The sequence below is a fragment of the Actinokineospora fastidiosa genome, from assembly GCF_014648415.1.
GTDB classification, from domain to species: Bacteria; Actinomycetota; Actinomycetes; order Mycobacteriales; family Pseudonocardiaceae; genus Actinokineospora; species Actinokineospora fastidiosa.
Map to the genome: position 1 here is coordinate 105,007 of NZ_BMRB01000002.1, position 13,668 is coordinate 118,674.

Annotated in this window: 12 protein-coding genes; 4 read left to right on the top strand and 8 right to left on the bottom strand. The window is 75.0% G+C overall.

Going from position 1 to position 13,668, the window contains the following annotated elements:
- Positions 1–3: 3 nt before the first annotated feature.
- Entirely contained in the window at positions 4–570 is a 567-nt protein-coding gene (locus IEY98_RS10555) for a DUF3090 domain-containing protein (protein WP_189210259.1), read from the bottom strand.
- 101 nt (positions 571–671) lie between these two features.
- Here IEY98_RS10555 and IEY98_RS10560 point away from each other — a divergent pair, with 101 nt between their 5' ends.
- The gene (locus tag IEY98_RS10560; RefSeq protein WP_189210260.1) at positions 672–2,576 is read left to right on the top strand and encodes a S9 family peptidase; all 1,905 of its coding nucleotides are present in this window, start codon (positions 672–674) and stop codon (positions 2,574–2,576) included.
- On the top strand, positions 2,573–3,490 hold the full coding sequence (locus IEY98_RS10565; protein WP_189210261.1) for a S66 peptidase family protein: 918 nt from the start codon (positions 2,573–2,575) through the stop codon (positions 3,488–3,490). The genes IEY98_RS10560 and IEY98_RS10565 overlap by 4 nt, the downstream gene beginning before the upstream one ends.
- Here IEY98_RS10565 and IEY98_RS10570 read toward each other — a convergent pair.
- Positions 3,487–4,170 (bottom strand): MBL fold metallo-hydrolase, encoded by a 684-nt coding sequence (locus IEY98_RS10570; RefSeq protein ID WP_229786789.1) that lies wholly within the window; start codon positions 4,168–4,170, stop codon positions 3,487–3,489. The two genes, IEY98_RS10565 and IEY98_RS10570, sit on opposite strands and share 4 nt — an antisense overlap.
- A gap of 69 nt (positions 4,171–4,239) precedes the next feature.
- On the opposite strand from IEY98_RS10570, the gene IEY98_RS10575 reads away from it, so the two are divergent.
- Positions 4,240–4,803, top strand: coding sequence for a dihydrofolate reductase family protein (locus IEY98_RS10575; protein ID WP_189210262.1), 564 nt, complete (start codon positions 4,240–4,242; stop codon positions 4,801–4,803).
- Here the strand turns inward: IEY98_RS10575 and IEY98_RS10580 are convergent.
- From IEY98_RS10580 to IEY98_RS10605, 6 genes are all read right to left on the bottom strand, one after another.
- Positions 4,800–5,480, bottom strand: a complete 681-nt coding sequence (locus IEY98_RS10580) for a Clp protease N-terminal domain-containing protein (RefSeq protein WP_189210263.1) — start codon at positions 5,478–5,480, stop codon at positions 4,800–4,802. The two genes, IEY98_RS10575 and IEY98_RS10580, sit on opposite strands and share 4 nt — an antisense overlap.
- Before the next feature lie 50 nt (positions 5,481–5,530).
- Positions 5,531–7,039 (bottom strand): polyprenol phosphomannose-dependent alpha 1,6 mannosyltransferase MptB, encoded by a 1,509-nt coding sequence (mptB, locus tag IEY98_RS10585; protein WP_229786790.1) that lies wholly within the window; start codon positions 7,037–7,039, stop codon positions 5,531–5,533.
- Positions 7,040–7,161: 122 nt separating this feature from the next.
- Positions 7,162–8,763, bottom strand: a complete 1,602-nt coding sequence (gene nikE, locus IEY98_RS10590) for a nickel ABC transporter ATP-binding protein NikE (RefSeq protein WP_189210265.1) — start codon at positions 8,761–8,763, stop codon at positions 7,162–7,164.
- The gene (locus IEY98_RS10595; protein ID WP_229786791.1) at positions 8,760–9,581 is read right to left on the bottom strand and encodes an ABC transporter permease; all 822 of its coding nucleotides are present in this window, start codon (positions 9,579–9,581) and stop codon (positions 8,760–8,762) included. Before IEY98_RS10595 ends, nikE begins: the two co-directional genes overlap by 4 nt.
- A gap of 406 nt (positions 9,582–9,987) precedes the next feature.
- On the bottom strand, positions 9,988–10,995 hold the full coding sequence (locus IEY98_RS10600) for an ABC transporter permease (RefSeq protein WP_189210266.1): 1,008 nt from the start codon (positions 10,993–10,995) through the stop codon (positions 9,988–9,990).
- Positions 10,992–12,752, bottom strand: coding sequence for an ABC transporter substrate-binding protein (locus IEY98_RS10605; RefSeq protein WP_229786792.1), 1,761 nt, complete (start codon positions 12,750–12,752; stop codon positions 10,992–10,994). Before IEY98_RS10605 ends, IEY98_RS10600 begins: the two co-directional genes overlap by 4 nt.
- 91 nt (positions 12,753–12,843) lie before the next feature.
- On the opposite strand from IEY98_RS10605, the gene IEY98_RS10610 reads away from it, so the two are divergent.
- On the top strand, positions 12,844–13,665 hold the full coding sequence (locus tag IEY98_RS10610; protein ID WP_189210267.1) for a M55 family metallopeptidase: 822 nt from the start codon (positions 12,844–12,846) through the stop codon (positions 13,663–13,665).
- Positions 13,666–13,668 lie beyond the last annotated feature (3 nt).

Sequence of the window (13,668 nt, forward strand, 5' to 3'; positions counted from 1 at the left end):
GGGTCAGTCGTCGTCGCCGCGGCGGTAGCCGTTCTGGCGCGGGCACACGTGCCCGCCGGGGTCCAGCGGCTCCCCGCACAGCGGGCACGGCTTGCGTCCGGCCTTGAGGACGCGGTCGGCGCGCTCGGCGAAGGCGCGCGCCATCACCGGGGTGAGGAACACGCGCACCGCGTCCGGGCCCTCCTCGGTGTCGTCGAGCACCACCGACTCGTCGACCTCGCCCTCGGTGATCGCCAGCAGCTCGATGACCACCGCGCGGGACTCCGCGTCCCAGCCCAGGCCCATGGTGCCGACGCGGAACTCCTCCTCCACCGGCACGGTCAGCGGCTCGGAGTCCACGTCGGTCTCGTCGACGTCGTCGGGCACCTCGGCGCCGAAGCGGCGGTGCACCTCCTCCAGCAGCGACCCGATGCGCTCGGCGAGCACCTGCACCTGCTGTTTCTCGATGGTCACCGACACCGTCTTGGCCGACTCCACCGCCTGCAGGTAGAACGTGCGGTCGCCGGGCTGCCCGACGGTGCCCGCGACGAAGCGGTCGGGTTGGCGGAAGACGTGGATGACGCGAGCCATGGCACCTCGACCTTATTGCACGACGCGGGGACGGGCAGGTCCCGCCCCCACCGGACAGCGTTGACGCGTCCACCGTATCGGGCGGTCGGTAGGGTCGTCTCGTGGTCCACATCGCCCCGCACGGCGGCTGGGAGTCGCCCCTGACCGCCGCCGACGTCGCCCGCTCCGCGGCCGCCCCGACCTGGGTGCTGCCGCACGGGGGCGCGGTGTGGTGGACGCGGTCGCTGCCGGAGGAGGGCGGGCGGCAGGCGCTGCTGCGCTCCGGGCCGGACGGGCCGCTGGAGGTGCTGGGCGCGCCGTGGAGCGCGCGCAACCGCGTCCACGAGTACGGCGGGCGCCCGTTCACCGTCGTCGACGGGCGGGTGGTGTTCACCGAGTGGGGCGACCAGCGCGTCTACGCCGTCACCGACGACGGCCCCGTGCCGCTGACCGGGGCGCCCGACCGCGAGCACGGATGGCGCTACAGCGACCTCACCCCCGGGCCCGGCGGCGAGGTGTGGTGCGTGCGCGAGACCGTCACCGGCGACGCGCCCACCGACGTCGTCCGCGACCTGGTGGCGGTGTCGCTGGCGAGCGGGGTGCGGGTGTTGGGCCGCTCGCACCACTTCATGACTGCCCCGCAGCCCTCCCCGGACGGGCGACACGCTGCCTGGATCGGCTGGTCGCACCCCGACATGCCGTGGGACGCCAGCGAGCTGTGCGTGGCCGCCGTCGGCGCCGACGGCGTGTTCGGCCCGCACCGGGTGGTCGCGGGCGGGCCCGGGGTGTCGGTGTGCCAGGTGTGCTGGGAGGCGCCGGACTCGCTGCTGGCCATGGCCGACCCGCGCGGCTGGTGGAACCTGCACCGCATCGGCCTCGACGGGGCCATGGTGGCGCTGGCCCCCGGCGATCACGAGCTGGGCGGGCCGCTGTGGCAGCTGGGGCGGCGCTGGTTCGCGCCGCTGGGCCGCGGCCGCCACGCGGTGCTGCGCGCGGGCGCGCTGGCCGTCCTGGACGAGCGCAGCGGCACCGTGACCGACGTCGACACCGACTTCGCCGTGTTCGCCCCCGACCTGCACGCCGCCGACGGGGTGGTCACCACGTGCGCGGCGGGACCGCGCACCCCGTGGACGGTGATCAGCCTGGACCTGTCCACCGGCGTCCACACCGAACACACCCGCCCCGACGCGCCGGACCCCCGCTACCTGCCCGAGCCGGTGGCGCGCACCGTCGACGCCGACGGGCACGCGGTGCCGGTGCTGGTGTACCCGCCGACCAATCCGGACTTCGCGGGCCCCGAGGGCGAGTCGCCGCCCTACCTGCTGTACCCGCACAGCGGCCCCACCACCGCCTTCAGCAGGGCGCTGGACCTCGACATCGCGTTCTTCACCAGCCGAGGGTTCGGCGTGGCGGCCGTGGACTACGCCGGGTCCACCGGGCACGGCCGCGCATTCCGGGAGCTGCTGCACGGCCGGTGGGGCGTGGTCGACGTCGCCGACACGATCGCCGCCGCGGCCGCCCTGGTCGCCGACGGCACCGCCGACCCGACGCGGCTGGCGGTGCGTGGCGGCAGCGCGGGCGGCTTCACCGCCGCCGCGGCCATGACCGGCGGCACCGTGTTCGCCTGCGCCACGCTGATGTTCCCGCTGCTGGACCTGTCCCCGTGGGCCGACGGGCGCGTCGAGACCCACGACTTCGAGTCCCGCTACGTCGAGCGGCTCGTCGGCGCGCTGCCCGAGCACGCCGACCGCTACCGCGAGCGCTCCCCCGTCGGCGCCGCCGACCGGGTGCGCGGCCCGGTGCTGGTGCTGCAGGGCGCCGAGGACCCCGTGTGCCCGCCGGAGCAGGTCAAGCGGTTCGTCGACGCGCTGCGCGTCCCGCACGCCTACCTCAGCTTCGACGGCGAGCGGCACGGGTTCCGCCGCGCGGAGACCATCGCCGCCGCCTACGCCGCCGAACTGTCCTTCTACGGCCGGGTGTTCGGGTTCACCCCGCCCGGCGTGCCCGAACTGGAGCTGACGCCATGACCAGGATGCGCCCGCCGAGGCTGCGCGAGGGGTCCCTGGTCGCGGTCGTCGCCCCGGCCGGGCCGGTGGAGCGGGCGCGGCTGGCCGAGGGGGTCGCGGCGCTGGAGTCGTGGGGGCTGCGGGTGCGGGTGGGCGAGCACGTGCTCGACCGCCACCCCCGCCTGCCCTACCTGGCCGGGACCGACGCCGACCGGGCCGCCGACCTGCAGGACGCCTGGTGCGACCCGGCGGTGGAGGCGGTGGTGTGCGCGCGCGGCGGCTACGGCTGCCAGCGGCTGGTGGACCTGCTGGACTGGGCGGCGCTGGCCGCCGCGGGCCCGAAGGTGCTCGCCGGGTCCAGCGACGTGACCGCCCTGCACGCGGCCTTCGGCGCGAACCTGGACCTGGTGACGCTGTTCTCCCCGATGGTGGCCGGGAAGCTGTTCGACGCGGGAGCGCGCGAGCACCTGCGGGCGACGCTGTTCGACCCGGAGTCCACGGTGGTGCTGACCGGGCCGAGGGTGTCCACCGCCGAGCACGGGGTCGCCGAGGGCGTCACCTGCGGCGGCACGCTGAGCCTGCTGGCCGCCGACGTCGGCTCGCTGGACGCCGCGCCCCCGCCGGACGAGTCGATCCTGCTGCTGGAGGACGTCGGCGAGGACCCCTACCGGGTGGACCGGCTGCTCACCCAGCTGCTGCGCGCGGGCTGGTTCACCGGGGTCACCGGGGTCGCGCTGGGCTCGTGGGCGGAGTGCGGCGAGCCGCGCGAGGTGTACGCGGTGGTGGCCGACCTGCTGGGCGGGCTCGGCGTGCCGATGGTGTGGGAGCTGGGCTTCGGGCACTGCCCGGAGCAGCTCACCGTGCCGTTGGGCGTCTCCGCCCGGCTCGACGCCGACGACGGGACGCTGACGCTGGCCGAGCCCGCCCTCGCCTAGAGGTCGGCGGCCGCGGTGCGCAGCGCGGCCGAGGCCCCGGCCAGCACCGGGTCGCCGTGGCCGAAGCAGGCGATCTCGACCCCGTCGAGCGCGGCCTGGCGGCGGAAGGACTCCACGGCCAGCGCGGGGTCGCTGTTGAACACCCCCAGCATGATCCGGCCCTCGTGCTCGGCGATGGTGTCGCCGGTGAACAGCACCCCGTCCTCCGGCAGGTGCAGGGCGACGCTGCCCGGCGTGTGCCCGGGCACCCCGATCACGCGGGCGCCGAAGTCGAGGACCTCGCCGCCGCGCAGGACGACGTCGACCGGGCAGGGCGCCGCGGGCGGCACACCGGGCACGATCGCGGCGAACAGCTCCCGCTCCCAGTCGGCGGTGAGCACCGGCTCCGGCGGCGGCCGCTCGCCCTGCACGAGCGCGACGTCGGCGTGGTGGGCGTGCACGGGCGCGCCGTGCCAGGCGCGCACCTCGGCGGCGGCCCCGGCGTGGTCGTTGTGGCCGTGGGTGAGCACGATCCGCCGGATCGCCGCGGTGTCCATGCCCAGCCCGGCGACCGCGGCGGCGATCGCGGGCCCGGACCCGGCCGGGCCGGTGTCGATCAGGGTGAGGTCGTCGCCGTCGCGCCACAGGTAGGCCTGGCCGACGGCGAAGCGCAGCATGGTGAGCCGCTCGGTGATCCGCATGCCCGCGAGGCTATGCCGATCACCGCCGCCGCGGTGTCGGGTTTCGCCCACGGCAGTACGGTGGGGATCATGACGGTGGTGGTGCGGGCGTCGGTGTCGCTGGACGGCTACTGCGCGGGCCCGGGGGTGAGCGTGGCCGAGGGCATGGGCCGCGACGGGGAGCTGCTGCACGCCTGGCAGTTCGCCGACGACCCGGCCCCGGCCGACCGGGCGGCGGTGGAGCGGATGCGCGCCGAGGTCGGGGCGACCGTGCTCGGCAGGCGCACCTACGACGTGGGCGTCGGGCACTGGAACGACGTGCCGTTCGCCGGGGCGGCGTTCGTGCTCACCCACCGGCCCGGCCCGGACGTGCCGATGGCCTCGGGCACCTTCCACTTCACCGACGCCGGGATCGCCGCCGCCGTCGAGCGCGCCACCGCCGCGGCGGGCGGGCGCACGGTCAACGTCATGGGCGGGGAGACGGTGCGCCAGGCGCTGGCCGCCGGGCTGGTCGACGAGCTGGACCTGCAGGTGGTGCCGATCCTGCTCGGCGACGGCGTGCGGCTGCTGGACGGGGCGCGCGCGGACCTGGAGTGCGTGTCGGTCACCCCGTCGCCGCGCGCGACCCACGTCCACTACCGGGTGCGCCGCTAGGAGATCCGCCTCTCCAGCGCCTCGATGCGCTCCACGAGCGGCTTGAGCGCCGCGGCGATCACCCCCGCCGACATCTCGCCGGTCTGGGCGCGCAGGTGCACGTACCCGGCGAGGGCGGCGGTGACGGCGGCGCGCAGCGCGCGGGGCTCGGCGCCCGCGGCGCGCAGGGCGGCCGAGCCGGGCCCGTCGGGCTCGGTGGCCAGGCCGAGCAGCAGGTGCTCGCAGCCGATGTAGTTGTGGCCGAGCGCGACGGCCTCGGTGACGGCCAGTTCCAGGGCGTTGGCGGCGTCGGAGCTGAAGCGGGTGGCCTCCCCGCCGCCCCGGGGGGACTCGATGGCGCGGCGGACGCGGTCGGGGCTGATGTCGAGGGCGGCGAGCACGCGCAGGGCGAGGTTGTCGCCCTCGTCGAGCATGCCGCGCAGCAGGTGTCCGGTGTCGACCTCGGGGGCGTTGTCGGCGCGGGCGGCGTCGATGCCCATGCGCACGGCGGTGCGGGCGCGGTCGGTGAAGTTGGGCAGCTCGTGCTCGGCGTCGCCGCCGAGGACGACGGCGCGGATGGCGCTGACGCGGCGCGCGGACTGCTCCAGCGCGCGCTGGCACACCGCGGAGACGGGCACCCCGGAGGCGCGGACCTCCTCGGCGAGGTCGTCGGGCAGGTACACGTTGATCTTCGGCATGACCCCACCGTAACCCCAGAAGGGGTTATACGTCTACCCCCAAGATGGGGTTATACGTGGGCGAGTTCGTCGTGGTCGCGGAACAGGCGCAGCGGGTCCGGCCGCAGCAGCGAGATCCCGGCCAGCACCGACACCGCCACCGCGCAGGCGATGAACGGCCAGTTGTAGAGCAGGTCCTCCCCGGCCGGGGAGTAGGTGAGCACCAGGAACACCGCGCCCGCCACCACCAGCGCCAGCTGCCGCTGCTGCCAGGCCAGCGCCGCGGCGATCGCGAAGCCCCAGGTCAGGTACCAGGGCAGCATGGTCGGCGACAGCACGGCGATGGCGATGAACACCAGCGCCATGCGGCGCACCGCGTCCGGGCCGCCCTCCCGCGCCCGCCACCACTGCTTGACCGCGATGTAGAGGAACACCAGCGCGCCGAGCACGCGCACGATGTTGACGAACCAGCTCTTGTTGGCCTCGACGAACAGGCTCACCAGCGAGTGGATCACCTCGCCGATCGCGGTGGGCAGCGACAGCCAGTTGACGATCATCGTGGGGGCGTTGACCGAGTTGAGCCAACCCAGGTCGAACGCGCCCAGCGACAGGAACGTCACCCCCACGAACGTGACGGCGAACGTGGTCACCGCGGCGCAGAACGCGCGCACGAAGTTGCGCAGCGGAGTGGAGTCCAGGTGCCCGGCCCACACCCACACCAGGAACGGCAGCGCGATCAGCGAGGTCGCCTTCACCGCCGCGCCCAGGGTCACCAGCACCACGCCGAGCACGTGGCGGCGGTCCAGCACGCACAGCGCCCCGGCCGCCAGGAACCCCACCATCAGCAGGTCGTTGTGCGGGCCGCCCACCAGGTGCACCACGGTCATCGGCCCGGCCACCGCCAGCCACAGCGCCACCGACAGCTTCCCGCCCAGGTGCCGCACCAGCCCCGGCAGCGCCCACAGCAGCAGCCCCAGCCCGATCAGCAGCACCAGCCGGGTCAGGATCACCCCGACGATGACGTTGCTGCCCGCCACCGCCGCCACCCCCTTGGCCAGCAGGATGAACAGCGGCCCGTAGGGGGCGGGGGTCGACACCCAGAACGGGTGCACGTTCTGCACCAGCTCCGGCACCCCGAGCATGATCGGCCCCACCTCGTAGGGGTCCATGCCGTGCAGCGGCAGCGCCCCCTGCGCCAGGTAGGAGAACACGTCGCGGGTGAACACCGGCGGCGCGATCAGCAGCGGCGCCGTCCACGCCGCCGCGGCGATGAGCACCGGGCGCGAGGCGACCCGGTCGGCCAGCACGTGCCTGCCCAGCCGCACCCACGCCCACACCATCATCAGGAACCCGACGTAGAGCACCATCGTGGCCAGCATCTGGCCGTGCCCGTACCGGATCCACGACAGCGGCCCGTGCCCGAGCACCGGGTCGCGGGCCAGGATCCCCGCCGCCCCGAACGACCCCAGCAGGACCAGCACGCTGCCCGCGGCGCCCAGGGCGATCGTCCGCACCGGCAGCGGCCCCCTCGGGGACGCGGGCGCGGTCGCGGCGGCGGGCTCGGCGTTGTCTGCGACCAAGGGTGCGTCCGTGTCTGGGGAGGGGCCTGCGGTGGTGGTCATCGGAAGCTGAGCCTACACAGGGCACACCGACCCGGTTCGCGCAATGCGGGAACCGGCGGCCGGTCGCGCCGCCGAACGGCTCACGTGGGGCGGCTCGCCCACCGCGCCCGCGGGATCGCCGCGAGCAGGGACCGAGTGTAGGCCTGCGCCGGGTCGGTCAGCACGCGCTCGACCGGACCGGACTCCACCACCCGCCCCGCGCGCAGCACCACCACCCGGTCGGCCACCGTCCACGCCACCCCCAGGTCGTGGGTGATGACCAGCGCCGCCAGCCCCAGCCGGGCGCGCAGGCGCAGCAGCAGCGCCAGGATCTCCCCGCGCACCGACGCGTCGAGGGAGGCCACCGGCTCGTCGGCCACCAGCAGCCGCGGCGCCAGCGCCAGCGCCGCGGCGATCACCACGCGCTGGCGCTGCCCGCCGGAGAGCTCGTGCGGCAGCGCCGGCAGGTACCGCTCGGGCGGGCGCAGTTCGGCCTCGGCCAGCGCCGCGGCGGCGAGCGCGGCGTGGTCGCCGGGCACCCGGTGCACGCGCAGCCCCTCGGCGACGGCGTCGGCGACGCGGTGGCGGGGGTTGAGCGCGCTGGTGGGGTCCTGCGGCACCCACTGCACCTGCCTGCGGTGCTCGCGCAGCCCGCGGCCGCGGGCGGGCACGGCCCGCCCGTCGAGCAGGACCCGCCCGCCGTCGGGGCGGACCAGGCCGAGCACGGCGCGGGCGAGGGTCGTCTTGCCGGACCCGGACTGCCCGACCAGGGCGACGATCTCCCCGGCGCGCACGTCGAGGTCGGCGCCGTCGACGGCCACCGTGTCGCCGAAGCGCACCCGCAGCCCCTCCACGCGCAGCAGCTCGCCGCCGACGCGGTCGACGCCCGCGGGGGCGGGCTCGCCGGTGGTCGCGGGGGCGCGGCGGTGGCGGGGCTCGCCGACGGCGGGGAAGGCGGCCACCAGCGCCCGGGTGCGCGGGTGCGCGGGCTCGGCGACGACCCGCCCGGTCGGTCCGCTCTCCACCACGCGCCCGGCGTCCATGACGGCCAGCCGCCCGCACACCCGCGCCAGCACCGCCAGGTCGTGGCTGATCAGCAGCATGCCGATGCCGCGCTCGGCGACCACCCCGGAGAGCAGGTCCAGCACCTGGGCCTGCACGACGACGTCGAGGGCGGTGGTCGGCTCGTCGGCCACGATCAGCCGGGGCCCGCAGGCCAGCGCCATGGCGATCATGACCCGCTGCTTCTGCCCGCCGGAGAGCTCGTGCGGGTAGGCGCGGGCGCGCTCGGCGGGCAGCTCGACCTGGGCGAGCAGGTCGGCCACGCGGGCGCGCGCCTGCGCGGCGGTGACCGTCGGGTCGTGCAGGCGGATGGGCTCGGCGATCTGCTCGCCGACGCGGCGCACCGGGTTGAGCGCGTGCATCGCGCCCTGGAACACCACCGAGGCCCGCGCCCACCGCAGCGCGCGCAGCCGCCCCCAGTTCAGGGTGGTGACGTCCTCGCCGTCGACGCTGATCTCGCCGCTGACCGCCGCGGTGCGGGGCAGCAGCCGCAGCAGCGACAGCGCCACGGTCGACTTGCCGCACCCGGACTCGCCCGCCAGCCCGAGCGTCTCCCCGGCCTCGACGTCGAGGTCCACCCCGCGCACGGCGTGCTCGGACGGGTAGCGCACGTGCAGGTCGCGCACTCGCAGCAGGCTCATCGCGGCTCCCGCAGCCGGGGGTCGAGCACGGTCTCCAGCGCCCGCCCGCACACGGTGACCGCCAGCACCACCCCGGCGATCGCCAGCCCGGGCGGCACCAGGTACCACCACGCGCCCGCGGTGACCGCCCCGGTGCTCGACGCGGTGCGCAGCATCGCCCCCCACGACACCGCGGTCGGGTCGCCGAGGCCGAGGAACGCCAGCGTCGACTCCGCCACGATCGCCGTGCCCACCGCCAGGGTCGTGTTGACCACCACCAGCGGCACCACCCCGGGCAGCACGTGCCGCACCACGACGTGCACGGTGCCGCCGCCGAGCGCGTGCGCCCGCTCGACGTAGGGCCGCGCCGCCACCGCCAGCGTCTGCGCCCGCACCAGCCGCGCCGCCCCCGGCCAGGACGTCAGCCCGATGGCCAGCACGATCGTGCCCACCCCGCGCTCCAGCACCGTGGACAGCGCGATCGCCAGCACCAGCGAGGGCAGCACGAGGAAGAAGTCGGTGAGCCGCATCAGCACCGCCGACACCCACCCGCCCGCCATCGCCGCCACCAACCCCACCAGCGTCCCGATACCCACCGACAACACCGCCGCCGCCACCCCGACCAGCAGCGACACCCGCGCCCCCCACCAGGTCAACAGCAGCACCGACCGCCCGTTCTCGTCGGTGCCCAACCAGTACTCGCCACTGGGCGCCCCCAACCGCGGCCCGTCGACCCGCGTCACGTCCAACCCCGCCGGATCGGTGACCCACGGCGCCACCACCGCCAGCAGCGCCACCACCACCAACACCAGCCCCCCGACGACCCCGCCCCGCCTCACCCCACACCCCCCGCGCGCACCACGGCACAGCCACCCACCTGCCGGAACGCCACCACAAGAGCCAGTGCACCCCCGACAAACCCACCGAGCCGAGACCGCGCCCGCACCGGGGGGAAAAGCCCCACCCACCCGGGGGCATGCCCCCACAACACAACGCTATCGAACACCTGTTCGGCGTGTCCATCGAATATTCCACGGCCGCGAAACGCCCTGGTCACGGCCGTCACGGCCGCGGCGGTCGCGGCTGTCCCAACCGCCACGCCGCCCGCACCCATGCCCGTCACGCGGCCCGCGCCCGCCAGGCCGCACCTGCCCTCCAGGCCCCAGCTGCCCTCCAGGCCCCAGCTGTCCGCCAAGCCCAAGCTGTCTGCCACGACACACCTGTCCGCCAGGCCGCCCCTGTCCGTCATGACGCACGCACCCGCGGGTCCAGCACCCGGTACAGCAGGTCCGCCGCCAGGTTCGCCAGCACCACCGCCGCCGCCAGCACCAGGAACGTGCCCTGCAGCAGCGGCAGGTCCGGGCCGCGCAGCGCCTCGAAGGTCAGCAGGCCCAGGCCCGGCCAGGAGAACACCGTCTCCACCGTGATCGCCCCCGACACCACCAGCCCCAGGTGCAGGAACACCAGCGTCACCGTCGGCAGCAGCGCGTTGGGCACCGCGTGGCGGCGCAGCACCTGGTCCTCCCGCAGCCCCTTCGCCCGCGCCGTCAGCAGGTGCGGCGCCGACAGCTCCTCCACCAGCGACGCGCGCATCACCAGCTGGTACTGCGCGTACACCACCGCCACGAACGTGATCACCGGCAGCACCATGTGATGGGCGGTGTCCACCGCCTGCGACCAGAAGTCCGGCGGCGTGTCCGGGTAGGTGATCCCCCCGGACGGGAACAGCCCCGACGTCCACGACAGCAGCAGCAGCCCCAGCCAGAACGTCGGCACCGACCACAGCCCCAGCGCCACCCCGGTCGCCGCCTTGTCGAAGCGGCCGCCGCGCCGCCACGCCGACCGCGTCCCCAGCCACAGCCCCAACGCCACCGCCAGCAGCGTGCCCGTGCCCACCAGCAGCAGCGTCGGCCCCACCCGCTCGGCGATCTTGTCGGCCACCGGCACCCGGAACGTGTACGACATGCCCAGGTCACCGCGCGCCAGATCGGCAAGATACGACCAGAACTGCTCGATCAGCGGCCGGTCCAGCCCGTAGGCGGCCTCCAGCTCGGCGATCTGCGCCGCGCTCACCGGACGCCCCCGCGTCATCGTCGTCACCGGGTCCCCCGGCAGCGCCCGGAACAGCAGGAACCCCAGCACCGCGATCAGCCCCAGGCTCAGCAGCGCCCCGCCGACCTTGCCCGCCACATACCGGCCCAGACGGCGCCGCCGCGGCCGCTCGACCGCGACGACGACCGGCGCGTCGCTCACTCCCGCTCGTCCGCGCTCGCCGCGCGCCGCCGCGCCAGCCACCACCCGACCCCGGCCAGCAGCACCACCCCGCCGCCCACCGCGCCGAGCACCAGCCCGGTGTTGCCGCCCTCCTCCGCGCGCGCGATCGGGGTGGCCGAGTAGTAGCCCCAGTAGGACTGCTGGTTCATGATCGGCCCGCCCGGGTCGGGGGAGACCTGGAAGGCGGCGAAGCGGTCCGACCGCCACGCCTCCAGCATGTCGTCGTAGCCGAGGATCACCATCGGCGCCAGCTCGTGCAGCCGCTGCTGCATCCGCTTGACCAGCTCGGCGCGCCTGCCCCGGTCGAACTCGGCGACCTGCTGGGCGTAGAGGGCGTCGTAGGTCTCGTCGCACAGGAAGCTGTCCGGGGTCGCGCCCTTGCCGTCGGCGCCCGGCCGCGCCGCGCACGTCTGCAGCGACAGCACGTAGTCCGGGTCCGGGTTGGCCGACCAGCCGCTGTAGGCCAGGTCGAACGTGCCGCGCGTGGTCGCCTCGTTGACCTTGGTGTCCGACACCGCCTGCACCTGCACGGCGATGCCCAGCTCTCCCAGCCACCCCTTGATGTACGGGGCGGACTGCTCGTCGAAGTTGGTGCCCGCGTGCGCCAGCAGCCGCAACGCCAGCGGCCGCCCGCTGCGCGGGTCGACCCGCACCCCGTCGGGCCCGCGCGCGTACCCGGCCGCGTCGAGGTCGGCGTTGGCCCCGGCGATGTCGAACGGGCGCGAGGTCGACCAGTGGAAGTCGGCGAACACCGGCGGGATGTAGCCCGAGCCCGGCTCCCCGTAGCCGCCCCACACCTTCTCCACCAGCGTGCGCGTGTCGATCGACTGGGCGATCGCGCGCCGCAGCACCGGGTCGCGCAGCGCAGGGTGGCCGTCGCCGATGGGGTTGCCCGCGCTGTCGGCGGCGCCGGGGTTCATGAGGATCTCGTTGAACCGCTTGCCCTTGGCCTTGTTGCGGGAGACGCCCGGCTCGTCGGCGAGCTCGTCGAACTGCGCGGGGGTGAGCCGGTTGACCAGGTCGACCTCGCCGTTGCGCAGCGCGGCCACCGCGGCGTCGGAGTTGCGGTAGTAGACGAAGTCCAGCCGGTCGATCCTCGGCCTGCCCCGCCAGTACCGGTCGTTGGCGACCAGCCGCGTGTACTGGCCCTCCTTGAACTCGGTGATCACGAACGGCCCGGACCCCACCATGGGGAACGTCGGCGGCGCGCCCGGGTCCAGGTCCGCCCACACGTGCTCGGGCACGATCGGGACGTCCAGCGCCGTCATCGTCGCCTGCGGCGACCGCGTGCGCACCACCAGCGTGCGCTCGTCCTCGGCGGTCACCGACTCGAACAGCGCCACGAAGTTGCCGTTGGCGGTGCGCGCCGTCTCGTCGCGCATCATCAGGTCGAAGGTGAAGGCCGCGTCCCGCGCGGTGATCGGCCTCCCGTCGCTCCAGACCGCGCCATCGCGCAGCGTGAACCGCCACGTCAGCTTGTCCGCCGAGGGCTCCCACCGCTCGGCCAGCGCCGGCACCGGCGCCAGCGTCGCCGCGTCGTAGGTCGTCAGCTGCTCGAACGCCGTCCGCAGCACGTCGGTGCCCGTCCGGGTGATCGACAGGAACGGGTTGAGCGAGTCGATCTCCTGCGTCACCGCCACCCGCAGCGTCACGTCCCCGCGGGGCGCCTCCTCCTGGGCCTGGGCCACCGGCGCGAACCCGGCCACCGCCACCGCCGCCGCCACCACGATCCGCACGCGACCACCCCCATCCGAGTAGTTGGCAAGAAAGTAACCACCCCTGGTCAGTCCACGTCAACAATCCGCCCGCACCGGTACCGTGATGGCCGTGCGCATCCTGATCTCCGCCGACATGGAAGGCGCCACGGGCGTCACCGCCACCACCGACGTCGTCCCCGGCACCGAGGCCTGGCAGCGCTTCCGCCGCCTGCTCACCGCCGACGTCAACGCCTGCGTCGACGGCCTGCACACCGGCGGCGCCACCGACGTCCTCGTCAACGAGGCCCACTCCAGCCAGCGCAACCTGCTCATCGAGGACCTCGACCCCCGCGCCCGCCTGCTCACCGGCCGCCACAAACCCCTCTCGATGATGCAGGGCATCGACACCGGCGTCGACGGCGTCGTCTTCCTCGGCTACCACACCGGGGCAGGCGCCCCCGGCGTCCTCGCCCACACCTACCTGGAGAACTCCATCACCGAGGTCCGCCTCGACGGCGCCCCCGCCAGCGAAGGCCGCCTCAACGCCGCCCTCGCCCACGAACACGGCGTCCCCGTCATCCTCGTCACCGGAGACGACCTCACCTGCGCCGAAGCACCCGACTTCGGCGCCATCGCCGCCCCCGTCAAGACCTGCGTCAGCCGCTACGCCGCCATCTGCGACCCACCCGCCGTCACCACCGCCCGCATCACCGACGCCGCCCGCCGCGCCATGACCCGCGCAGGCCGCCGAACCCCCACGACCGCACCCCACCGCGTCGAGGTCGACTTCGACGCCACCCACCTCGCCGACGCCGCCGCCGTCATCCCCACCGTCGACCTCACCGCACCCCGCACCGTCGCCTACACCGCCCCCACCATGACCGACGCCATGAAGACCTTCAAGATCGTCACCACCATCGCCGCCCGCGCCATCGACGGCCTCTACGGCTGACCG

Bases quoted from the DNA above. Each gene is read 5' to 3' on its own strand.
- IEY98_RS10570 (WP_229786789.1), bottom strand. From the start codon at position 4,170: ATGCGGATCACCGAGCGGCTCACCATGCTGCGCTTCGCCGTCGGCCAG.
- IEY98_RS10575 (WP_189210262.1), top strand. From the start codon at position 4,240: ATGACGGTGGTGGTGCGGGCGTCGGTGTCGCTGGACGGCTACTGCGCG.
- nikE (WP_189210265.1), bottom strand. From the start codon at position 8,763: ATGAGCCTGCTGCGAGTGCGCGACCTGCACGTGCGCTACCCGTCCGAG.
- IEY98_RS10555 (WP_189210259.1), bottom strand. From the start codon at position 570: ATGGCTCGCGTCATCCACGTCTTCCGCCAACCCGACCGCTTCGTCGCG.
- IEY98_RS10580 (WP_189210263.1), bottom strand. From the start codon at position 5,480: ATGCCGAAGATCAACGTGTACCTGCCCGACGACCTCGCCGAGGAGGTC.
- IEY98_RS10565 (WP_189210261.1), top strand. From the start codon at position 2,573: ATGACCAGGATGCGCCCGCCGAGGCTGCGCGAGGGGTCCCTGGTCGCG.